Genomic DNA, 23,482 nt, shown 5'->3' with positions numbered 1-23,482 from the left:
ATGGCGGACCTGGAGTTCAGCCCGTACGCCCAGGGCCCCTTGGGCGAAGCCATCACGACCGTGGACACCATGGGCACCCTGCCCCCGCCGGCCTTCAAGCCGTCGGTCACCCTCCTGGGTCCCGGAGAGGAGACAGACGTCGTCAGAGGCCCGGACACACGCCTGCTCGGACCGGGCGACGTCGCGGGCCTGGCGCCCGGCTGCGTGCTGCGGTCCGAACCGGCCTCGGGCGCCACGGACGTGGAACCCAACTACCTCGCCTCGGTCGAGGTGACACCCGCCGAACTGCCCTGGGTGCTGACACCGGCGCGGGCGAACGAGGCCAGGCTGCGCCCGTGGATGGTGCTCGTGGTTCTGGAGAAGGCCGGCGCTCCGCTGGCCGACGGCCCCGGGCTGCCCTTCGTCGAGGCCGACCTCGGTCAGCTCCCGGATCTTCGCGACTCCTGGGGATGGGCTCACGTGCAGTTTGCGCCCGGGGAAGGCATGACCGCCGGCGGCGGGGTGCCGACCGACCCTGCCGTGGCCCGGCTGGTGTGCCCCAGGCGGCTCGCGGAAGGAGTGACCTACCGGGCATGTCTCGTACCCGCGTTCGACACCGGCGTCGCCGCCGGGCTGCTCGGCACCGCACCGGGCACCGCCTCGGACGTGCCGCCGCACAAGCCCGCGTGGAACGTCGACGACACCGGATCGGTAGCGCTTCCCGTCTACCACGAGTGGTCGTTCACCACCGGGCCCGCCGGCGACTTCGAGCAACTCGTCACCCGGCTGCAGCCCGCCGACCCGGAGTCCCTCCGAGTCTCGGCGGCACGGCCGGTCGACGTGCGGGCGCCGTGGCCGGGCAGCACCCCGCTCAGCGACACCGCCCAGACGATCGGTGTCCAGGGCGCGCTGGTCCCGTTCGCCGACCCTCCCGAGCCTGCCGGAGCCGCGGCCCCGGACGTCACCGGCGAGCTGGTGCAGCGTTTGCGGGCGCAGTTGGACGCCCCGGCGCAGCGCCTGCTGGGCGCGCCGCCCGACGACCGTACAGGGGCCCTCGCACCGCCCCTGTACGGAGCCCGGCACGTGTCCGAGGAACGTCTGGTGGACGACCCTGCGTGGATCGGTGCGCTCAACACCTCCGTCGCGAACCGCATCGCCGCAGGACTGGGCGCACAGTACGTCCGCGACCACCAGGAGGACCTGATGGCCAAGGCGTGGGAGCAGGTCGGCGCGATCCGTGAGGCCAACCGCCGGCACGCCACGGTCGAGCTGACCACGGCCGTCACCGAGCGCATGCACGAGCGGCACGTCGCACCCCTGCAGCACGGTGAGGTGCTGGCTCTGGTCGCTCCCGCGCAGGCCCGTCTGCGTACCAGCGATTCGACCACGCTGTCGATGGAACTGCACATGAGCCGTCTTACCGACGGGGTCGCGAGTTCGGCCTTCGCGCGGCGTCTTCGGCCCGGCGCGAAGCTGGCACGACGCTCGCGCGTGTCGATGTCCGGGATCGTGCCACGGGGCCTGGAGGGCGAGGTGGACGTCCCTGCCGGCAGCCGGCTCGTCCCGGCGACGCCGCCGGTCGATCCGGCCGGCTCGGCAACGGTGATGTCGCGGGCTGCGGCCGGCCAGTTGATGGTGATCAGTGCTCTGGCCGACGTGGCGAGTGTCAACGGGGTCCCCGGCGGTGCCGACCTGCAGGCCCGGGTCGGCACCGTGCCCCTCGTTGCCGAGGTGGGCGGACTCATCGCCGCCGGCGACGTCGGGGCGCTCGCGGAGGCGATAGCCGGGAACGTCGGCGAGGTGACCGTGGCGACCGGCCGGGTGCTGTCGGACATGACCGAGCACCGGGCCTTCGGCGACGTGTCGGAGGGCGGCGTCCCCATCGCCGCCGGGCAGATCGCCGGGCGCGTCCGCGACGGACTGATTCCGGGAGCGAGCCACTGGCACCGGCTGGCCTCGCAGATCTCTGTGCACGAACAGCTCGCTCCGGCCGGCCCCAGCGACCCTGTCATGGCCTGCCCCCGGTTTCCCGTGCCGACGGCGCTGGCCCTGCTGGACGCCGATCCCGAGTGGTTCATGCCGGGGCTGTCCGGGGTGCCGGCGAACCGGGTCGCTCTGCTGCGGCAGAACTCGGCGTTCATCGAGTCCTATCTGGTCGGTATCAACCACGAGATGATGCGGGAGCTGCTGTGGCGCGAGTACCCGACGGACCGCCGCGGCACCCCGTTCACCACCTTCTGGCCGCGCCTCGACGAGGCACCGGACATCGAGCCGCTGCATACCTGGACCGGCCCGGCGGCCCTGGGCGACCGACTGCTGCAGGACGAGGCCCTGGCGGTGCTCCTGGTACGCGGGGACGTGCTGCGTCGCTATCCGGGCACGGTCGTGACCGCCGTCCGCTCGGGGCCACCCGACGCGCAGGGCCGCCACCGCCCCCTCGAGGGCACGGACTCGCTCGTGCCGTCCTTCGTGATCCAGGTGGACGCCCAGACCCACGCGTATGCCTTCGCGATCCCGGAACAGGAGCTGTTGACCCCGGCGAGCCCGGAGGCACCCGGATGGTTCTTCGTGTTCGCCGAGAACGGCTACCGGATGCGCTTCGGTTTCGACGCACCGCCGGATCCGCCTGCCCCTCCCAGGGATCTTGCGAGCTGGAGCGACGCGACATGGCCGGCGCCCGACGGCAGCTCGCACCCCACCGACGTGCCCGTGGTGCGCTCTCACGCGATCGCCGGACTCCCGTTCGGACCGCCGGGCGGCACGACCGACGACCAGCCGCGGTGGAACCGTGATGCCGCCGACATCGCACGGATCACCCTGCAGAAGCCGTTCCGCGTGGCCGTCCAGGCCGACTTGCTGGTGCAGCACGAAGGCGGTGCCTGATGTCCGAGATCACCGAGGCCCGGCTGGCTCTGGGCGCCGCTCGTGCCGCCCGCGAGGTCGCCCTGCGGAACCTGCACGAGGCCGAGGCCGCCGCGCTCGTGCTGCGCGAGCCGGACGGCAGTCTCCCCGTCGTCGACGCGAGCGTTCCGGGCAACGAGGAGCTCGCCGCCCGGGTGCAGGCGCTCCGGGCGTCGCTCGACGCCGCCTCCGCAGCGCTCGCCCGGGCCGAGGAGGCCCATGCCGGGGCAGCCGCGGCCTACGAGGCACTCGCGGGCCTCGCTCCGCTGTTCCCGTCGGACAATCTCGGTCCGGTCCTGCTGCTGCCGGTGCGCATCGAAGCCGTCTACGGAGCCCATGGCGACGGAACCCCGGAACTCCGCATCCGGGTCTACCCCGACGACGTACACGTGGACAGCCACGAGCCGGCCCTGACCGATGGCGAGCGGGAGGCCGGTACGGCGTACTGGCGTGCGGTGTTCGCCTCGGGTGACGACGCACAACGGCGCCGGGCCGCCTGGGCGGCGCTGGTGGCGGCGACCGGCGGGGAGCGCGCGACGTGGATCCGGGAAGCGCTCACGCCGTCGGCCGGGCCGCCGGGTGATCCGGTCTTTCCCGAGGTGGAGACCCGCCGCGATGCCTGGAACAGGGCCGCACGGACCGTGCTGCTCCCCGACCGTCTCGAGTTCTCCGCCTACCGGGACGGCACCCTGGTCTGGCGCATGACGGGCGCGGACATCCCCGACACCCTCCCCCTGGGGGTCGCACCGCGGCAGGCCGACGGCGACGACGGGGAAGAGGACACCGACGACGCACCCGCCGACCGGACCGACGCCCTGCCGTTCGACCAGAACAGCCGCTGGCTGGTCGACTTCGAGGCCGCGGTCGACGTCGGGATGGGACTCTCCGTCCCGCTGGAATCCCCCACCGACCGGTTCGACCTGCTCACCGTGGTCGGTGTCGGCAGCCAGGACGCCGCCACCGGTGCACAGCGCGTCCAGGACGTGCTCGCGGCCCGGTTGTTCACCGACGGCCTGTCCCCCCTTCCGGTCGGCACCCCGACCAACAACACCCCGGAGAGCAGGAGCGGATGGCGCACCCGCGGCGCTCCCAGGGACCCGGAACTGGCGGACGCCTGGCAGGCGTCGTACGACCCGGCGGGCCCGCAGGAGGCGGCACGGCTGGCACGGGCGTTCGGGATCGACGGGCACACCGTCCTGGCGCGGGTCTGCGACCCGCAGGGCGGTGACGAGGCTCTGCTGGCGAAGCTGCACAGGCTGCGGGCGCAGACCGCCGCCTGGTCGGGAGTCTGGCATCCGGCCGTGGACAGCAACAAGGACCACCGCCCCCTGGCCGACCCGTGGTACGCCACCGCCGCGGACCACTTCACCTCCTACGTCCGCGGACGTGGCCCGCTGCCGCTGCTGCGCATCGGACGACAGCCGTACGGCGTCCTGCCGGTGAGCTCGCTGGATCTGTGGCGTGGCGCCGACGGCGACGACCCCATCGCCTGGCACGTGGGGTCCTTCGCCGCCGCCTTCGCCGAGCACGTCGACCGGGCGGTCCAGGTGGGCGAGGGCACGGATCAGGACGCGGTGCTCCTGGACCTGCTGAGCCGGGAGGCGAGCCCGCAGGAGGTGGCGAGGTGGGCGCACCTTCTCGACGGGACGGACCAGCCGCCTCCGCCGGCCTCGGCGGGTTCGGTGCCGCCGGCGCTCGGTCTCGCCTGGCAGCAGCAGTTCAGGTTCCCGGCGGACCCGGCGGCGATCCCGCAGGAGGCCGAGACGATCACGCCGTTCCCGGACGAGATCCCCCCGGACCTGAGGGCATTCCTGGCCGCGCGGCCGCTGGCCCAGCTCCTCGTCCTCTTTCACGAGACCGTCGCCCGGATGCGGCAGACCCGCACCGCCCCGGTGCCCGAGGAGTTCGTCGGGCAGTACGCCCCGATCGCCTCGACCCTGTGGCAGCTACGCCGCGAACCCACCGTCAGTCTCTTCTACAGTCACGCCGAGTGGGTCCACAACGCGATCTCCAACACTCTGAGATCCGGGCCTGTGCTTCCCGATGCCGTCAACCGGGCCATCACGGACGCGGAGAAGTTCCTCGACCTGTTCAGCGCCTACGTGGGCCTGGAGGACGAGGCCGTGGAGGACCTCTCCCGTGTCGAACGGCTCTTCCGCGAGACGCTCGAGCCCCTGTCGCACCGGGTCGACGCCTGGGCGACCTCGCTGTCCACGCGCCGCCTCGAGGACCTGCGAACCCGGCTGCCCACCGGGATCCACACCGGCGCGTACGGCTGGCTGACCGACGTGGAGCCCACCGACCCGAATCCGCCGCGGGAAGGGTACGTCGTCACCCCCTCCCTCCATCACGCCACGACGGCCGCAGTCCTGCGGTCCGGGTGGCAGGCGCATTCCGCGAAGAGTTCGTTCGCGGTCGACATCCAGTCCGCCCGCGTCCGCAGGGCGCAGGCGGTGATCGAAGGGGTACGCGCCGGACAGGCCGTCCCGGCCTTGCTCGGCTACCAGATCGAGCGCGCGCTGCACGACGCCCGGCTGGACCGGTTCATCGCCGGGCTGCGCCGTGCGTATCCGCTGGCGCCGCTGGTCCAGCCGGACGGTCCCGGCGTACCGCAGGCTCAGGTCTCGATCGGGGCACGGAATGTCGTCGACGGGCAGGCACTGCGGCGCGACCGTCCGGAACTCGACGACGACGCCGCCCTGGCAGCCGCGGTCGGTCAGGAGCTCGGCGACGACGCTCCGGCGCTGCGCCGTCTGCTGGCCGAGCTCGACGAGACGTTCGACGCGGTGGGTGATCTGCTCCTGGCGGAGAGCGTGCACCAGCTCGTCGGCGGCAGTGCGCTGCGTGCGGGACTGGCGGCCGACGCCGCCGGCCGGGGGCAGGAACTTCCCCAGGACTTCGACGTGCTGCGCACCCCTCGCGGCGGCGTCGCCGTCACGCACCACGTGGGGGTGCTCCTGCCCGACTCCGTCCCCGAGGGCTGGGCCGACGACCGGCCGCTGGCCGCGCTGGAGCCCGGGCTCGAGGCATGGGTGCGCGAGCGCCTCGGCCCGGCCGACCGGTGGCCCGTAGGACCGGACCTCGCGGGCCTCGGCTGGTGCGCACTCGACATACTCGTCACACCGGCACAGTCGCTGCGCTCCGTGCTCGCTGCCCGGGGTGAGGTGGACGGGCCGGTCCTCGACCGTCTGATGCTGCTGTGCGAGCGCGTGCGGACCGCGTTGGCCGGCACGGTGCCGCTCGCCGCGGGGCACTGGGACCCGGGCGCGGTGTCGCCGTCGTCCGGGTACGACCTGGGCGACCTGGACGGCCGGGTCCGCCCGTGGCTGGGCCGGGTCCGGGCAGCGGCGGCGGCCCTGGCGGCCGCCCGCCCCGCGGGTGACACCGCACCGGCAGTCGCCGAACTGGCCTCGCTGGGGCTGCCGGTCGGCGCCGACCGGCCGGCGGCCGAAGCCGAGCGGCTGCACACCCTGCTCGAGACGGCCGACCTGGCGGAACCGCCGCCGCCCCCCGATGCCGGAACGGACCCCTCGGCCGCGGACCGGTGGGTGAAGAGCGTCCTGGACGTCGCCTCGGGCCTGCTGCATCCGATACTCCGGGTGGTACCGAGGCTGAGCGCCGCCCTGCCGCCCCCGCCGGCCCCCGAGCCGCCGGCGGACGAGGTGGCGGACTGGCTGCGGGACATGGCGCTGGTACGGCCGAAGGTCGACGCCCTCGACGGCGCGCTGGTCGCCGGTGAGGTGCTGGCGTCGTCCGCGCCTGCCGCGCTGCTCGTCGCCCAGCAGCCCGTTCCGTCGGCCGGCGCGGGCAGGTGGCTGGCCACCTCGGCAGCGCAGGAGGGTCTCAGGGCCCGGTACGCGCTCGTTCTGGCGCATGACGGCAGCGGAGCCTCCCACGGCGGTCTGGTCATGGACTCGTGGTCCGAGGTGGTACCGCGGGCACCCGGCGAGAAGGGTCCGGAAGAGGTGGTGGGAGTGGCGTTCGACTTCGACCGGCCCGGTGCCCGGGCACCGCAGTCCCTGCTCGTCGCGGTGCCGCCGGATCTCACACGTGGCTGGTGTCTGGAGGACGTGCACGCCTGTGTGGAGGAGACACTGCTCATGGCTCGTATCCGTACGCTCGATCTGGCCGACCTGCCCGAGCTGGCACCGGTGCTGCCCATTCCCCAACGGGTGTTCTGATGAGCCGCTACGAGACGCCATCGCGCGGACACGGCATCGGAGAGGGTCTGGCGGCCAGGGCGCACGACCCGCTGTGGCTGCTCGGACGGCAGTGGCAGTTCGGCGAGTACCGGCACGAGAACGCCGCGTCACCCGCCTGGGTCGAGATCTCGACCCAGGCGCACAAAGTCGACGAGTGCCGCACGGCCGACGAGTCGTCGTGGCAGCCCTTCGACGTGGCGCGGACGCCGCTGGAGCGGATGGTCGAGGAACACAGCGGCGGTCCCCCGCCGCGGCTGAGGCTGGAGGGCGGCCTGCGCCTGCGCAGGGCCCTGACCGCGGCCGGCAGGGCCGGTGACCTCGGCGCGTTCGTCACGCGCTGTCCCTTCCCCGCGGCGCCGATGCTGGATGCTTCGGACGGGGCGGTGCGCTCGGCACTGCCGGACGGTGCGCTGCTGTCACCCTGTCTGGAGAATCTGGCCGACCCCGGCATGCGGGACGCCGAGTTCGAGGCGCTGCGGGGACTGGGACCCGTCGCCTCCACGGCGTCCCAGTTGGCCGGGCTGGCCCAGGATTGGCTGTCGTGGTGGCGGACGCGGGTGCCGACGGTCGTCGAGGAGGCCCACGACTGCTGGGACGAGCACCGTTTCGAGCACCGCTTCGCGCTCCGGGCATCGGGTCTGCCAGAGCTGGAACTGCGGGCGAGTGAGTACACCGGCGGCCGGCTGGACTGGCCGTCCGTGGACGCCGTCGCCGTGGACGGGCAGGAGGCAGGGCGGACCGAGCCGCTGCTGGTGGACCAAGTGTGCGTACCGGCCCCGGCGCGCTTCGGCGGGATGCCCGCCCCGCGGTTCTGGGAGATGGAGGACGCCCGGTTCGACCCCGGGTCGATCGACGCCGCGCCGATCGACCTCGGCAGGATGATGCTGGCCGGCTACGCGACCGTGTACGGCAACGACTGGTTCGTGGCGCCCGTACGGCTTCCCGTCGCGACGCTGAGCCGGGTGGTGCGGTTCGTCGTCCATGACGTCTTCCAGCAGACCACCGAACTCACCGCGGTCGCCGCCGACCAGGACGGCTGGAACCTCTTCGGGCTGACCCGGGCCGATCAGCCGCTCATGGCGGATCAGGAGCGCCCCACCAGTGACTGGTTCTTCCTGGCGCCGTCTCTGCCGGGGTCGCTGGAGAGCGCGCCGACCGATGTCGTGATGCTGATCCGCGACGAGATGGCCAACGTCGCCTGGGCCGTCGAGGCCGTGGTCTGTGACGACCAGGGCCGACCGCGCGACCGGTTCGCGCAGTGGGCCGCCCGCGAGGCCGTCCCGCAGGCGGAGACCGACGTACCCGCGTACCACGTGGCGTCCGAAGTGCCCGACCACTGGTTCCCGCTCGTGCCCGAGCAGTTCGCGGATCACGAATCTGTCCGTCTCAGGCTGGTCCCGCTGTCCCGGACGGCCGGCGACACGGTGACCGAGGTGCTGCCGACGGGCACGCTGCTGCCCGCGGGCGACGCGTGGCTGCACGAGGAGGAAGTGCCGCGCTCCGGGGTCCAGGTCGTGCGCACGTGGCAGCACGCCAGGTGGCACGACGGGTCCCGGCACCTGTGGCGGGCCCGGCGCAAGCTGACCGGTCACGGCGAGGGCGACAGCGGGCTGCGCTTCGACGAGGTCCGGGGCTCCTGAGGAGGCCGTCCGGCAGAGGATACGGAGGAAGGCTCATGGACGCGCAGAAAGGCTGGGCCAGGTGCAGCCTGTGCCAGGTCCTGGTCAACTCGTTCGGCATCGGCGGCGGATGTGTCGGAGGCGGGATGCACGTCTTCCACAGCAGCGCCGAGTACAAAGCGCCATGGGGCACACCGGAACCGAGCGCCCAGTCCGGCTGGGGGGCATGCCGGAAGTGTGCGTGCCTCGCGTTCAGGGGCGGCGCCGGCGTGTGCAACGACGGCGGGGCCCACGAGTTCGCCGAGTTCGACGCCAAGTACTCGGTACCGGTGGGCACCCTGCCCGCTGCCGAGCAGGGCTGGCGGTGGTGCTCCAGGTGCCAGTGCCTGTGGGACGGAAAGCACCCCACCGGGCTGTGCTTCGCCGGAGGCGGCGCCCATGACCCGTCCGGCAGCGCCGAGTACAGCGTGCCCGTGGTGGAAGCGGCGTTGCAGGAATGGTGGATCTGGTGCGACACCTGCCAGGGTCTGGTCGCCGGCATGCACTCCGGTGTGTGCCAGGGTGGTGTCCCGCACACCATCGGTGGTGGTGTGAGCACCTACCTGGTCGCCTTCGGCAGCACCGCCACCGGCTCCCAGGCCGGTTGGCGGATGTGCGGCAGATGCCACATGCTGGCGTCCGGGGCCGGGGAGGGAGTCTGCTTCGCAGGGGGCGGACACGACTTCACCGAGAGCCTCGCGTACAGCATCCCCTCGGGTGCCGAGCCGGCCGACGCACAACCGGGCTGGCGTGCCTGCGGCAGGTGCGGAACCCTGAGCTACACCGGGTTCCGGGTGGGGCCCTGCCCGGCGGGCGACGTCCACGACCACAGCGGCAGCGACACCTACAGCGTCTTCCCCACCACCCTCGCAGGCGGCCGACCCGGCTGGAGGCGGTGTGGCAAGTGCCTGACGATGAATCTCGGAGCGGTCTCGGACGGGATCTGCCGGGACGGCGCTCCGCACGACTTCTCGGCCAGCAGGGCCTATTGCATCGGCAGCGGCGGGCCTCTCGAGGGCGCCGAGGGCAGTTGGAACTGGTGCCACCGCTGTCAGGCCCTCGCCCACGGCGGGCCCAGCTTCGGCGGGATCTGCCACGACGGAACTCCGCACGACTTCACCGAGAGCGGCACCTACGGCGTACAGATCCAACCGGCGCCGGAAGGCGGCGAAGCAGGATGGCGGCGTTGCGCTGTCTGCAACCAACTGGCGTTCAGCGGCGGCGCACCCGGCGGGATGTGCGCCGGAGGGGCACAGCACGATGTCTCGAACAGCCCCGAGTTCACGGTCGCCGTGCAGGCCCCGGCCGAAGCGCCGCCGCCCGCAGGGCCCTCCCTGACCCTGACCGAGTCCGCCGACGCGGTCGTGGTCGACGGATCCGCCTTCGGCAGCAGCACGGCGGTGGAGGTGTCGTTCATCGCGGGCGCCGTCACCACGAAGGCCGATCTGACGACGGACGGGCAAGGAGCCTTCCACCACGAGCAGCGGCCCGTGATGGCGGCGCCGCCGGGTGGCGGGCTCATCATCGCGCGTGACCAGGGCGGGGCTGCGGCGAGCGGGAGGCTGAGGAGCTTCGTCCCCGCGCCTGCGGGCTGAATCCTGCGCAGAACGCTCTCGAGTCCCTGTTGCGGCCATACCGAACGTCACGCCGATCCAGCGCGCCGCTACCGCTGCGACGGCCAGATCAGCGCCTGGGCGACGACGACGTTCTCGCCGTTGAACGTGACTGCCGGGGCTCCGTGCAACTCGTAGCCGAGGCCGATCGCCTCGCTCACTCGATGGCAGAACGCGGCGTCGTCGGGGCCGGTCAGGACTCGGTAGACGGGCAGGCCGTCCGGTGGTGTGCTCATGCGGCAAGGGTGTCAGGCCCACCCGTCGTCCGGACGTCCGGGGCGGTCGTGATCCGAGGACGGCCGGCATCCTCATCCGCCCGGCGGGATGTTGCGGTTGACGCGGAAGAGGTTGTCCCCGTCGTACGCCGCCTTGATGCGGCGGAGCCGCTCGTAGCTGCCCCGGTACGCGTCGGCGGTTCTGGTGGTGTCGTCCTCGGCCAGCTGGAAGTTGACGTAGTTGCCGCCGGTCGAGAACGGGCGGATCCTCTCCCATCCCTTGCGGACGGCGGCCACGATGCCGTCGCCGTCGGTCTGCGGGGGCCACACTCCGGAGAAGCCGCTGATGTACCGGGCCTCCCGGTTGCCGACCGCGCCGCCGTCGCCACCGGAGTCGTTCAGCGCACCCGCGAGGTGGAAGACGACGGAGAAGGACAGGGGGGACGCGGCCTCCAGCGCGACCGTCAGCGCTGCGTCCCGGAAGGCGGGGAGGTAGTCGCCGGGCAGGCAGGGGAGGAACTCGGCCTTCCAGTACTGGTTCAGCCCCTTGGGCTCCATCGCGTCGAGCATCGACTGCTGGGCCACGTACGGTTTCGCGCCGATCTGGTCGAAGACCGGCTCCCCGAGGGCACGCAGCGGGGCGAGGTCGGCCGCGGCGTCGGCGCCGCTGTGGCACACGAGCAGCGTGGCGACGGGCCTGAGGTGCCAGCCGGCCGGGACGAACGGCGCGGGCGGTGCGAGCCGGACGAGCGCCACCGCGGTCAGTTCGCGCGGGGCGGTCGCGGTGAGCTCCCGGTACGTCGCGAGTACCTCGTCCGCCCGGTCGGCGCTCCACGCGGCCAGTCCGCCGGTGACGACGGGGCCGACCTCGTGCAGCCGGAAGGTGAAGCGGGTGACGACGCCGAAGTTGCCGCCACCGCCGCGGACCGCCCAGAACAGGTCCGGGTTCTCCGCCCGGTCGGCGGTTCGTGTCCTGCCGTCCGCCGTGACGATCTCGACCTGCTCCAGGTTGTCGGCCGCCCAGCCGAACCGGCGCGTCAGGTAGCCGAATCCGCCGCCGAGGGTCAGGCCGGCGACACCCGTCCCGGACACGAACCCGAGCACCGTCGCAAGGCCGTACTGCTGGGTCGCCCGGTCCACGTCCTGCAGCAGGCATCCCGGACCGACGTGTGCGAGGCGGGCGGCCGGGTCCACGGTGACCTCGCGCATGCCGGACATGTCGAGGGTCAGACCACGGTCGGCGAGGGCCGTTCCGGCGATGTTGTGGCCTCCGCCCTTGACGCTCAGCAGCAGGCCCTGGTCCGCGGCGAACCGGACGGCCGTGGCCACGTCCCGGGCCGAGGCGGGCCGGACGACCAGCGACGGCTCGGCCGTGACCATGGCGTTCCAGACCAGGACGGCCTCGTCCCAGCCCTCGTCCCCGGCGGTGAGCAGCGGCCCTTCGAGCCGGGTGCCGAGCTGCTCGATCCGGGCGGAGGTCAGCCCTACCCGCCCGCCGTCGAGCCCGGCGACCTCGAACCTTCTCGTCCTCATGCCGGTTCCGCCTCGCTCGGTTCCGCCTGTGGCGCCCGCATCGCGGTGCGCAGCGCGTCGAGGAAGGCCTCCGGCTGCTCCACGGCGGGGTCGTCCCGGCACTCCTCGATCACGTGCAGCGGCCAGCCGTACCGGACGCTCGCCGCCTCCGCCGCCCGCAGCCGTACCTGGAGGCCGTACCGACCGTGGACGAGGTCGGTGGGGACGGCGATACGCGCGAGATCTCCGGCCGGGATCGCCGGCATGGCGACCCGTGGGACGAGGCGGCGGAGCGCCGCCTGCACGCTCGGTGTGCGGGCGCGGTCCAGGGCGTAGTCGAGCAGCGGCTGCCACTGCTCTCCCGTCTGCTCGCCCACCCGGTCCATGTCGAGGAAGCACCGGTTGAACAGGCGGTCCCGGCTCTTGGGAGTCGGACGGGCGACGAAGCCCATCATGGGTACCGCGAAGCTCGGCGCCGGCCGGAACAAGCCCAGCCCCAGTGTGTCGACCAGGATCAGGTGGGCGAGGCGGTCGCTGTGGTGCACCGCGTACCGCGCGGCGATCGCGCCCCCCATCAGGTGGCCGGCCAGTACGGGCGGCCTCCCCTGGCAGGTCTGGTCGATCAGCTCGTCGAGCCACGTCAGGACCGTTTCGGTGTCGAGTCGGCCGTCGCGTACCACCGAGGCGCCATGGCCGGGCAGGTCAGGAACGATCACCCTGTGGGTCCTGACGAGGTCGGGGATCACCTTGATCCAGAGGGCGGCGAACTCTCCCTGGCCGTGCAGCAGCACGATGGGCGGGCCCGCACCGCCTTCCAGGACTGCGGTGGACACCGTCGCCAGCTGAAGCTGCCGCTCCCTCAGCGGCATCGCGGCGAGGAGCTGGTCGCGCGTCTGCTGACCGGCGGGCCGCTCCGGGTGTGCCGGCCTGTCCTGAGTGCTCATCACGGTCTCCTTCCCTCAGCGCCCACCAGGAGGCCTACGAGACCTACGGGGCCTACGAGGAAAGAGTCCGCGTCCGGCGGCGGCCTCCGCATCGGTCGTACCGACCAACTCGGCCGGCGCGCGCCGTGTGGGTATTTCTGTGCAGGCTGCCCGGGTTATACGAGGTCGTGCTCGTAGGCGTACGCGGTGGCGGCGGCCCGCGAGGAGACGCCCAGCTTGGTGAACATGTTGCTCACGTGCCGGGCAACCGTCTTGTCGCTGATGACGAGCCTGTCCGCGATCTCCCGGTTCGACGCACCGGTCGCGACCAGGCGGAGCACCTCGACCTCGCGGGGGGTCAGGCCTCCGGGAGTCGGGTACGAGGCCCGGCCCGCCCGGCTCATGAGCTGCCGCACCTGGTCCAGCGCCGGCACCGCGCCCAGGCGCTCGAAGACCCGGCGGGCGGCTTCCAGCTCCATCTCGGCCGTGTCGTGGTCGCCGATCCGGCGGCACGCCCGCGCCATCTGCAGCCGGACCCGTGCCGTTTCGTAAGGAGCGTCGATGTCGTGCCAGGCAACCCACGCGCGGCGCAGGGCGACGCACGCGGCCTCCGGTTCACCGGCGGCAAGGAGCGCGGACCCGTGCGCGTACGCGACGACCGCACGCAGGTACGGCGAGTCGAAACCGGCGGCGATCTTGTCCAGCTCGTCCACCGCGAGGTGAGCGTCCTCGACGGCTCCGGCGGCGAGCTCGATCTCCACATAGCCGGCCAGCACCCCGGGCCGGTCCTCCGCCCCCTCGGTCTCCCCGAGCGTCCGGCGGATCGCGGCTGCGGCGTCATCGAGGCGGCCCTGGGCCAGCCGGAGCAGCGCCAGGCCCGGCTGCGCCGAGTGTCCCCGGTCGATGGCCTCGCGGTAGCAGTTCTCGGCCCGGGGGAAGTCGCCGCGCAGCCGGTACAGCTCGGCTCGCTGGTACAGCGCCATGCCCATCACCGGGTTGCCGGGCGGGTCGGACAGGTGCTCGCACGCCTGCCGCACCTCGTCCATGGCGTCCGCCCACTCGCCGCGCAACTGCATGATCTCCGAACGGTGTACCAGGCACTGGCCCCGGTACGGCTTGAGGTCCTGCTGCGTGGCGCACCAACGGCTCAGTGCCGCCGTCCACTCCTGCACGCGACGGAGGTCGAAGACCCCGCGGCAGGCGAGGATCACGGCGCAGTAGACGATTCCGGCGGCGACCGGCGACACCTCTCCCATGGTCACCGCCACCATCGCCTCGTCCAGCATCGCCACGCCCTGCGCCGTCCGGCCCTGTGCGAGCAGCGCCTGGCCCTGCCCCAGCCTCCCGAGCGCCTGCAGGTCGGCATCGTCGAACCGGTCCGCGATCTCGGTGATCTCCACCAGCGAGCGGCGCGCCGCCTCGGGATCGCCCCCGTCCAGAGCCCGCAGCACCATGGGGATGCGCAGATACCCCTGCTCCGCGCAGTCCAGCGCCGCGTCCTCGAGGATGTGCTGCGCCCGTGCCAGCCATCCGCCGCCGCGGGCATGCTCGCCGTGGAGGACGAGCGTGAACCCGATCCAGAACGCACACCGTACGGCCGAAGCCACGTCCCCTCGCTCCAGGAACGCGTGATGGGCCCGCTCCCAGGCCCCGGTCGCCCCGTCGACGGCTCCGATCAGGTACGCCGCACGCGCCATCCGGTCGAGATCATCAGGCTCCAGCCGGCCCCGCTGGTCGGCGGCCGACAGATGCTCATACGCATCCCGCCACGCCAGCCGCTCGTACGCCTCGCGCCCCCGCATGCGTGGATCAACGGTGGCCATGAGTGCTCCCTCGAGCGACGAGTCCCTGTGGGCAGCGTACGTGGTGACCGCTGGTCACGCCCGGGTCCCGGGGCCGGGCCGGCGGTTCCGGCGAGGTCCCGGGGCGGGCCACGGCCGCGGCGCGTTCTCCGGGCAGAAAGTGCGGGCAGGCCCCTTGCCTGTCCGTGTCCGGGGCTGAGTTACTGATCTCCGGCATGTGGCGACCGAATGATCGGTCGTCCGGAGTGACGCGGCTGGCGAGGGAGGCGTCCCGATGGCGGATGCGGTGACGGACCTGCTGGACCCGGGGGAACGGCTGGACGCGGAGGCGTTGCGGGCGCTGCAGCTTCAGCGGCTGCACAGCTCACTGCGGCACGCCTACGAGAACGTGCCGTTCTACCGGGAGTCCTTCGACCGTGCCGGGCTCCGTCCGGAGGACTGCCGCTCGCTCGCCGACCTGGACCGCTTCCCCTTCACCACCAAGGCGGACCTGCGGGAGAACTACCCGTACGGGATGCTCGCGGTGCCGCGGGAGAGGGTCCGGCGCATCCATGCCTCCAGCGGGACCACCGGGCGGCCCACCGTCGTCGGCTACACCGACGGCGATCTGGACCTGTGGGCGGACGTGGTGGCGCGGTCGCTGCGGGCGGCCGGTGCCCGGCCGGGGGACACCGTGCATGTGGCGTACGGGTACGGACTGTTCACCGGCGGGCTCGGCGCACACTACGGGGCGGAGCGGCTGGGCTGCACGGTCGTCCCGGCGTCCGGAGGGATGACCGCCCGTCAGGTGCAGCTGATCCAGGATCTGCAGCCGGGCGTCATCATGGTCACCCCGTCCTACATGCTGACGCTGCTGGACGAGTTCGAGCGGCAGGGCGTCGATCCGCGGAGCACCTCGCTGCGGGTGGGTGTCTTCGGCGCCGAGCCGTGGACCGAGGGGATGCGGCGGGAGATCGAGGAGCGGTTCGCCATCGACGCGGTGGACGTCTACGGGCTGTCGGAGGTGATCGGCCCGGGTGTGGCGCAGGAGTGCGTGGAGACCAAGGACGGGCTCCACGTCTGGGAGGACCACTTCTTTCCGGAGATCGTCGATCCGGTCACGGGCGAGGTGCTGCCGGACGGTTCCGAGGGGGAACTGGTCCTCACCTCGCTGACCAAGGAGGCGATGCCGGTGATCCGGTACCGGACGCGGGATCTGACGAGGCTGCTGCCGGGCACGGCGCGGGTGTTCCGGCGGATGGAGAAGGTCACCGGAAGGAGCGACGACCTGGTGATCCTGCGCGGGGTGAACCTGTTCCCCACACAGGTCGAGGAGATCGTGCTGCGCACGCCCGGGGTCGCGCCGCACTTCCAGCTGCGGCTCACCCGTGAGGGCCGGCTCGACGCGCTGACCGTGCGGGCGGAGGCGCGCACGGATGCCGGGCCCGGGGTGCGGGAAGCCGCGGCACGGGCGATCGCGCAGGGTATCAAGGACGGTATCGGGGTGTCGGCGGGCGTGGAGATCGTCGATCCGGAGTCGCTGGAGCGGTCGGTGGGCAAGATCCGGCGGATCGTCGACGAGCGTCCCCGGTAGCCGGCGCCCCGACAGCCGGCGTCCCGACAGCCGGCGTCCCCGTCAGCCGGCGCCCCCGTCGCCCAGCCGGTTCCGCAGCTCCCGCTTGAGGATCTTTCCGCTGGCGTTGCGGGGCAGTTCGGCCACGAACAGGACCTGCTTGGGTGCCTTGAAGGCGGGCAGCCGCTCCCGGGCGTGGGCGATCAGCTCCTCCTCCGTGACCTCCTCGCGCGGGACCACGACCGCCGTCACCGCCTCGATCCACCTCTCGTGGGGCAGGCCGATCACGGCAGCCTCGGCGACGGCGTCGTGGGTGTAGAGGGCGTCCTCGACCTGACGCGAGGCGACGAGTACGCCGCCGGAGTCGATGACGTCCTTCACCCGGTCGACGATCGTGAAGTAGCCGTCTCCGTCGCGGACGGCGAGGTCGCCGGAGTGGAACCAGCCGCCGCGGAAGGCCTCGGCGGTCTCCTCCGGCTTGTCCCAGTAACCCTCACAGAGTTGCGGGGAGCGGTAGACGATCTCGCCCGGGGCGCCGTCCGGGACGTCCTTGCCGTCCTCGTCGACCACGCGGGCGTCGACGAACAGGACGGTCCTGCCACAGGAGTCCATCCTGCCCTCGTGCTCGTCGGGGCCGAGGACGGTGGCCAGCGGTCCGATCTCGCTCTGTCCGAAGCAGTTGTAGAGGGCGAGCCGGGGGAGGTGCTCGCGCAGGCGTTGCAGCACCCGGACCGGCATGACCGACGCCCCGTAGTAGGCCTTGCGCAGGCCGCCCAGGTCCCGGGTGGCGAAGTCGGGGCGGCCGGCCAGGCCGATCCACACGGTGGGCGGCGCGAAGAGGCTGTCCACGCGGCCGGTCTCGATCAGGTCGAGGAGCCGGTCGCCGTCGGGTGCGTCCAGGACGGTGTTCGTCGCGCCGACCGCCAGATACGGCAGCAGGAAGACGTGCATCTGCGCCGAGTGGTACAGCGGCAGCGCGTGCACGGGGCGGTCCCCGGCGCTGAGGTCGAGGGCCGTGATGGCGCTCAGATACTCGTGGACCAGCGCGCGGTGGGTCATCATCGCGCCCTTCGGCAGAGCGGTGGTGCCGGAGGTGTACAGCAGTTGCACCAGGTCCTCGGCGGCGGGCTCCGGACCGTCGTACGCCGGCGCCGCGTCCAGCCGGGAGAGCAGCGAGCCGGCGGCGTCGCGCAGCGGCAGGGCGGGTACCGCCTCCGGGAGCCGGCCGGCCAGGTCGGGGTCGGCCAGGACCAGCGCGCTGCCGGACTGGCGGACGAGGTAGGCGAGGTCGTCGCCGGTCAGGTTCTGGTTGACCGGTACGTGCACCAGTCCCGCGCGGGCGCAGGCGAGGAAGGCGATGAGGTAGGCGTCGGAGTTGTGGCCATAGGCACCGACGCGGTCGCCGGCTGCCAGGCCCGCGCCGCGCAGGACGCTCGCCGCGCGGGAGACGGCGGCGTCGAGTTCCTCGTACGTCCAGGAGCGGTCGCCGTACTCCAGAGCGACCCGTGCCGGGGTGCGCCGGGCGCTGCGCCGCAGCACCCCGTCAACCGTGCTGCCGTGTCCGGGCGTCATGACAGATGATCCTCGGTCCGTTCGACGGGGCGGGTCAAGACGGCTGCGTCCGGCGCCCCGAACGACCGCCGGTCGTGGCACTTACACGTGAACATACCCAGTGGTACGGTCAACCGCCCCTTCCCCTCATGACGTTGGGAGGCTCGATGCGCACCCGCCGCGCGAGAAGAAGGCTCGCCGTCGCCGCCGTCGCCCTGCTCACCGCCGCGACCGCGCTGCCGGCGTCCGCCGCGGACCGGCACGAACAGCCCGACCGGCACGAACGCCCGTCCCACGGCGGGCTGTCCGCCGTCATCCGCTACACCGAGTACGGCATCCCGCACATCCTGGCCGAGGACCACGCGAACCTCGGCTTCGGCACCGGCTGGGCGCAGGCGGCCGACGAGGTGTGCACGGTGGCCGACGGGTTCGTGACGGTGCGCGGGGAGCGCTCCCGCTTCTTCGGGCGGGACGCGACGAGCGACGGCTCCCTCTCCTCCGCCCGCACCAACCTCTCCAGCGACCTGTTCTTCCGCGGTGTCCGGGAGGCGGGCACGGTGGAGAAGCTGCTGCGCGAGCCGGCTCCGCGCGGCCCCAGCCGCTCGGCGAAGGATCTGATGCGGGGCTACGCGGCGGGCTACAACGCCTGGCTGGCGCAGAACCGGATCACCGACCCGGCGTGCCGCGGTGCCGACTGGGTGCGGCCGGTGACGGCGCTGGACGTGGCCGTGCGCGGCTTCGCCCTGTCGGTGCTCGGCGGGCAGGGACGGGCCGTGGACGGCATCACGGCAGCGCAGCCGCCGGCCGGTGCAACCGCACCCGGCGGGGCGCCGACCGGGCCGCCGGCACCCCGCCGGGCGCCGGACGCCGAGGCGACCGCGCGGGCCGCCCGGGAGCTGTTCGCCCACGACGATGCCGGCATGGGCTCCAACGCGGTGGCCTTCAGCGGCAGGACGACGGCGGACGGGCACGGGCTGCTGCTCGGCAATCCGCACTACCCGTGGCACGGCGGGCGCCGCTTCTGGCAGTCGCAGCAGACGATCCCGGGCCGGCTCAACGTCGCCGGAGCCTCACTGCTCGGGACGTCGACGGTGGCCATAGGTCACAACGCCCATGTGGCCTGGAGCCACACCGTCGCCACCGGTGTGCCCTTCAACCTGCACCGGCTGACGCTGGATCCGGCCGACCCGACCGCCTATCTGGTGGACGGCCGGCGCGAGCGCATGACCAGACGGTCCGTCACCGTGCCCGTCAGGGGAGGTGAGCCGGTCACCCGGACCCAGTGGTGGACCCGGTACGGGCCGGTGGTCACCGGACTCGGCCCCTCGCTGCCGCTGCCGTGGACGGCGACGGCGGCGTACGCGCTCCACGACCCCAACGCCGCCAACCTGCGGGGCTCCGACACCGCGCTCGGTTTCGGCCGGGCCCGCGGCACCGACGACCTGCTGTCCACGCTGCGGCGCACCCAGGGTCTGCCCTGGGTGAACACCATCGCCGCCGACTCCCGCGGCCACACCCTGTTCACCCAGTCCCAGGTGCTGCCCCGGATCACCGACGAGCTGGCCGAGCGCTGCTCCACCCCGCTCGGCGAGGTGACGTACCCGGCCTCCGGGGTCGCGGTCCTGGACGGCTCGCGCGGCGACTGCGCACTGGGCCGTGACCATGACGCCGTGCAGCGGGGCATCCTCGGCCCGGCGCGGATGCCGACACTCACGGACGCGCCGTACGCGGAGAACTCCAACGACAGCGCCTGGCTGACCAACGCCGACCGGCCGCTGACCGGGTACGAGCGGGTCTTCGGCCCGGAGGCGACGCGGCGTTCGCTGCGGACCCGGGGCGCGCTCGAGGACGTCGCCGCGATGGCCGACCGCGGCGGTCTGACCGTACGGGACCTGCAGCGGCAGCAGTTCACCAACCGCGCGCCCGCCGGGGAGCTCGCCGCGGCGGACGCGGCGAAGGCGTGCGAGGCGCTCCCCGGGGCCACCGCGCAGGGCAGCGACGGCGAGCCCGTCGACGTGCGCGAGGCCTGCGCGGTGCTCGCCGCGTGGGACCGCACCGTCGGGACCGACAGCCGCGGGGCGCTGCTCTTCGACCGGTTCTGGCGGAAGCTGACGGCGGCGGTGCCGGCCGAGCGGCTGTGGAAGGTGCCGTTCGACGCCGCCGACCCGGTCCGCACCCCGCACACGCTCGACACCGGCGGCCCGGCCCTCGCCACCGCCCTCGCGGACGCCGTGGCCGAACTGCGGGCGGCCGGCACTCCGTTGGACGCACCGCTCGGGGAGCACCAGTACGTGGTCCGGGGCGGCGAGCGGTTCCCGGTCGGCGGCGGGACGGAGGCGCTGGGTATCTGGAACAAGCTGGAACCCCGGTGGGACGCGGGCCGCGGCGGCTACACCGAGGTGGCACACGGCTCCAGCTACATCCAGGCCGTGGGCTGGGACGGTGGCCGCTGCCCGGTGGCGCGGACGCTGCTGACGTACTCCCAGTCCTCGAACCCGCAGTCCCCGCACCACGCCGACCAGACCCGGCTGTTCTCCCGCGGGAAGTGGGTGACCTCCCGCTTCTGCGAGCGGGACATCTGGTCGTCGCCGGAGCTCAGGGTGGTGTGGGCGCGCGAGCGCCGCTGACCGCACCGTCCGGCCGCCACCCGTGCCGCCCGGACGCGAGCCGTACACGAGCCGGCGCAGCACCGCCTCGGCGGGGCCCCGGCGGCCCGGCGCGTTCCCGGGCGCGCGGCCGCCACGGTGGCCGGCCCCGGCGCCCGGGGATCGGCCGGAGGGCGCCGGCCTGTCCACCGAAGTCCCGGGCACGCCCGCCGATGACCGACGCAAGACGGCGCGGCCCCGTCACCGGGTCATGGCCGGCCCTGCCGATAGGTTTCGCGCAGCCGCCGTTTGTAGAGCTTTCCGTTCGGGTCCCGGGGCATCTCGGCGACGAAGTCGACGCTCCGGGGGCGTTTGTATCCGGCCAGATGCCGGGCGCAGTGGCCGAGGATCGTACCGGCGAGTGCGGGACCGGGCTCGTGGCCCGGGGCGGGTTCGACGACGGCCTTGACCTCCTCCCCCCAGTCGTCGTGCGGGACGCCGAAGACGGCGGCGTCGGCGACGGCCGGGTGGGCGAGCAGGGCGGCCTCGATCTCGGCCGGATAGATGTTGACGCCGCCGGAGATGATCAGGTCGATCTTGCGGTCGCGCAGGAAGAGGTAGCCGTCCTCGTCGAGGTGGCCGAGGTCGCCCACGGTGAAGTAGTCGCCGACGCGGCTGCCGCGCGTCTTGGCCTCGTCCTTGTGGTAGGTGAATCCTCCGGTGCTCATCTTCATGTAGACGGTGCCGAGCCGGCCCGGCGGGAGCGGGTTGCCGTCGTCGTCGAGGACGGCGAGCTCGCTGATCGGCCAGGCCCGCCCGACGGTGCCGGGTTTCTTCAGCCAGTCCTCGGCGGTCGCGAAGGCCCCGCCGCCCTCGCTGGCGGCGTAGTACTCCTCCACGCACGGCCCCCACCACTCGATCATCGCCCGTTTGACGTGGTCGGGGCAGGGTGCGGCACCGTGGATGGCGTGCCGCAGACAGGAGACGTCGTAGCGGGAGCGCACCTCCTCGGGCAGCGCCAGCAGGCGGTGGAACTGGGTGGGCACCATGTGGGTGTGGGTGCAGCGGTGACGGTCGATCAGGCGGAGCATCCCCTCGGGCGTCCACTTGTCCATCATCACCAGCCGGTGCCCGAGGTGCAGGGACGCTCCGGCGAACTGCAGCACGGCGGTGTGGTAGAGCGGCGAGCAGACCAGGTGAACGTTGCCGTCGAAGGGCCGGATGCCGAAGATGCCGAGGAAGCCGCCGAGGTGGGTGTCCTCGGGGGCGGTGCCGGGCAGCGGCCGGCGGATGCCGCGCGGACGGCCGGTGGTGCCGGAGGTGTAGTTCATCACCCAGCCGAGGGTGCGGTCCGCGGGAGGCGACTCCGGCTGTCCGGCGAGGAGACCGGCGTACGGCCGGAAGCCCGGGGCGGCGCCGACCAGGTACCGGTGGGCGGCGGGCAGCCGGGCCTCGTCGGCGGCGTGCCGGGCGGGCTCGGCGTACCGCTCGTGGGCGATGAGCACCTTGGCGCCGGAGTCCGCGACGATCCAGGCGATCTCGGGGCCGACGAGATGGTGGTTGACCGGGACCAGGTAGAGCCCGGCCTGGGTGGCTGCCAGATAGGCGGTGAGGAGTTCGGCGCCGTTGGGCAGCACGACGGCGAAGGCGTCGCCGCGGGAGAGCCCGGCCGCGCGCAGTCCGTGCACCAGGCGGTTGGCGTCGGCGTGCAGCCGTCCTGCGGTCCACTCGGCGCCGTCGGGGGCGACGAGCACGCGGCGGGCGGGGTCCTCGGTGGCCTGGGCCCAGAATCCGTCCGTCATGACGGGCCGCTCCTTCCGGCGATGCGGTTGATGCGCTGCACGGCCCGTTCGAAGCCGCGGGTGAGGTCGTCGAGGACGGCCCGGACGCTGCGCTCCTCGGTCATCCGGCCGACGATCTGCCCGACGGGGGTGCCGAGCAGCGGCTCGACCTCGTAGCGCTGGATGCGGGAGACCGCCTCGGCGACCAGGAGACCCTGCAGGGGCATCGGCAGGGTGCCGGGCCCGTCGGGGGCGTCCCAGGCGTCGGTCCACTCGGTGCGCAGCTGCCGCGCGGGCTTGCCGGTCAGCGCGCGGGAGCGGACGGTGTCGCCGGAACCGGCGTCGAGCAGCTTGCGGGTCAGGGCGGGCGAGCCGAGCGTCGCCTCGGTGGTGGTCAGCCACAGCGAGCCCAGCCAGACGCCCTGGGCCCCGAGGGCGAGGGCGGCGGCGGCCTGCTCGCCGCTGCCGATGCCGCCGGCGGCCAGCACCGGGAGCGGGTCGACGGCCTCGACGACCTCGGGGGTGAGCACCATGGTGGCGATCTCGCCGGTGTGGCCGCCGGCCTCGTAGCCCTGCGCGACCACGATGTCGATGCCCGCATCCCGGTGCTTGCGGGCGTGCCGGGCGCTGCCCGCGAGGGCGGCGACCCGGATGCCGCGGTCATGGGCGCGGGCGACGACGTCGGGGGGCGGGGAGCCCAGGGCGTTGGCCAGCAGCCGCACCGGATGGTCGAGGGCGACGTCGAGCTGGCCGCGGGCGACCTGCTCCATCCAGCCGGTGATGCGCCATCCGGACGGCTGCCCCTCGGCGAGTTCGGGCACGCCGTGGCGGGCGAGCAGGTCCTTGACGAACCGCCGGTGCGACTCGGGGATCATGGCCTCGACCTGGGCCTCGGTGACACCCTCGACCTTCCTGGCGGGCATGACGACGTCCAGGCCGTAGGGCCGCCCCCCGGTGTGCGCCTCGATCCAGTCGAGGTCGCGTCCGAGGTCGTCCGGGGCGGTGTAGCGGACCGCGCCGAGCACACCGAGGCCGCCGGCCCGGCTGATGGCGGCGGCGACGGCGGGAAAGGGCGTGAACCCGAAGACGGCGTGCTCGATTCCGAGGGTCTGGCTCAGCTCCGTCTGCATGGGCGCAGGATGCCGCAGCCGACCGGACGACGGAAGAGGTTGTCTGACAGACAGTCAGATAGCTGGACGGAATCCCCG

General features: G+C 73.1%; 13 protein-coding genes. 6 read left to right on the top strand and 7 right to left on the bottom strand.

Features of this window, described 5'->3' with window-relative positions:
• The 4 genes from V5O46_RS21175 to V5O46_RS21160 are packed head-to-tail and all read left to right on the top strand — an operon-like array spanning window position 1 to window position 10,335.
• Window positions 1-2,862 carry a hypothetical protein gene (locus V5O46_RS21175; RefSeq protein WP_332886215.1) on the top strand — a complete coding sequence of 954 codons (2,862 nt, stop codon included), beginning with the start codon at window positions 1-3 and terminating at the stop codon, window positions 2,860-2,862.
• Window positions 2,862-7,061 carry a hypothetical protein gene (locus V5O46_RS21170; protein WP_332886214.1) on the top strand — a complete coding sequence of 1,400 codons (4,200 nt, stop codon included), beginning with the start codon at window positions 2,862-2,864 and terminating at the stop codon, window positions 7,059-7,061. The genes V5O46_RS21175 and V5O46_RS21170 overlap by 1 nt, the downstream gene beginning before the upstream one ends.
• Entirely contained in the window at window positions 7,061-8,722 is a 1,662-nt protein-coding gene (locus V5O46_RS21165) for a hypothetical protein (protein WP_332886213.1), read from the top strand. Before V5O46_RS21170 ends, V5O46_RS21165 begins: the two co-directional genes overlap by 1 nt.
• A 35-nt stretch (window positions 8,723-8,757) precedes the next feature.
• A complete protein-coding gene (locus V5O46_RS21160) occupies window positions 8,758-10,335 on the top strand; it encodes a hypothetical protein (RefSeq protein ID WP_332886212.1) in 1,578 nt (525 codons plus the stop codon).
• Between the two features lie 68 nt (window positions 10,336-10,403).
• Here V5O46_RS21160 and V5O46_RS21155 read toward each other — a convergent pair whose 3' ends face one another.
• The 4 genes from V5O46_RS21155 to V5O46_RS21140 all read right to left on the bottom strand — a co-directional run bounded on the left by V5O46_RS21155 (window position 10,404) and on the right by V5O46_RS21140 (window position 14,826).
• On the bottom strand, window positions 10,404-10,589 hold the full coding sequence (locus tag V5O46_RS21155) for a DUF1737 domain-containing protein (RefSeq protein ID WP_332886211.1): 186 nt from the start codon (window positions 10,587-10,589) through the stop codon (window positions 10,404-10,406).
• A 72-nt stretch (window positions 10,590-10,661) separates the two neighbouring features.
• On the bottom strand, window positions 10,662-12,101 hold the full coding sequence (locus V5O46_RS21150) for an FAD-binding oxidoreductase (RefSeq protein WP_332886210.1): 1,440 nt from the start codon (window positions 12,099-12,101) through the stop codon (window positions 10,662-10,664).
• Complete coding sequence (locus V5O46_RS21145; protein WP_332886209.1) at window positions 12,098-13,024, bottom strand: alpha/beta fold hydrolase; 927 nt, start codon at window positions 13,022-13,024, stop codon at window positions 12,098-12,100. Before V5O46_RS21145 ends, V5O46_RS21150 begins: the two co-directional genes overlap by 4 nt.
• 155 nt (window positions 13,025-13,179) lie before the next feature.
• Window positions 13,180-14,826 carry a LuxR C-terminal-related transcriptional regulator gene (locus V5O46_RS21140; RefSeq protein ID WP_332886208.1) on the bottom strand — a complete coding sequence of 549 codons (1,647 nt, stop codon included), beginning with the start codon at window positions 14,824-14,826 and terminating at the stop codon, window positions 13,180-13,182.
• A gap of 253 nt (window positions 14,827-15,079) precedes the next feature.
• Between V5O46_RS21140 and paaK the strand changes: the two genes are divergently transcribed.
• On the top strand, window positions 15,080-16,378 hold the full coding sequence (gene paaK / locus V5O46_RS21135) for a phenylacetate--CoA ligase PaaK (protein WP_332886207.1): 1,299 nt from the start codon (window positions 15,080-15,082) through the stop codon (window positions 16,376-16,378).
• Between the two features lie 42 nt (window positions 16,379-16,420).
• Here the strand turns inward: paaK and V5O46_RS21130 are convergent, their stop codons facing one another.
• Window positions 16,421-17,929, bottom strand: a complete 1,509-nt coding sequence (locus tag V5O46_RS21130) for an acyl-CoA synthetase (RefSeq protein ID WP_332886206.1) — start codon at window positions 17,927-17,929, stop codon at window positions 16,421-16,423.
• Window positions 17,930-18,075: 146 nt separating this feature from the next.
• Between V5O46_RS21130 and V5O46_RS21125 the strand changes: the two genes are divergently transcribed.
• Window positions 18,076-20,535, top strand: a complete 2,460-nt coding sequence (locus V5O46_RS21125; RefSeq protein ID WP_332886205.1) for a penicillin acylase family protein — start codon at window positions 18,076-18,078, stop codon at window positions 20,533-20,535.
• A gap of 227 nt (window positions 20,536-20,762) precedes the next feature.
• On the opposite strand, the gene V5O46_RS21120 is transcribed toward V5O46_RS21125, so the two are convergent.
• Both V5O46_RS21120 and V5O46_RS21115 read right to left on the bottom strand, forming a co-directional pair.
• Window positions 20,763-22,295 carry an acyl-CoA synthetase gene (locus V5O46_RS21120; protein ID WP_332886204.1) on the bottom strand — a complete coding sequence of 511 codons (1,533 nt, stop codon included), beginning with the start codon at window positions 22,293-22,295 and terminating at the stop codon, window positions 20,763-20,765.
• The gene (locus V5O46_RS21115) at window positions 22,292-23,404 is read right to left on the bottom strand and encodes an NAD(P)H-dependent flavin oxidoreductase (RefSeq protein ID WP_332886203.1); all 1,113 of its coding nucleotides are present in this window, start codon (window positions 23,402-23,404) and stop codon (window positions 22,292-22,294) included. Before V5O46_RS21115 ends, V5O46_RS21120 begins: the two co-directional genes overlap by 4 nt.
• Window positions 23,405-23,482 lie beyond the last annotated feature (78 nt).

Source organism: Streptomyces poriticola (assembly GCF_036689765.1).
Classification (GTDB): domain Bacteria; phylum Actinomycetota; class Actinomycetes; order Streptomycetales; family Streptomycetaceae; genus Streptomyces; species Streptomyces poriticola.
Note: the sequence above shows the minus strand (reverse complement) of the source record. Positions and strands in the feature narration are given on the sequence as shown.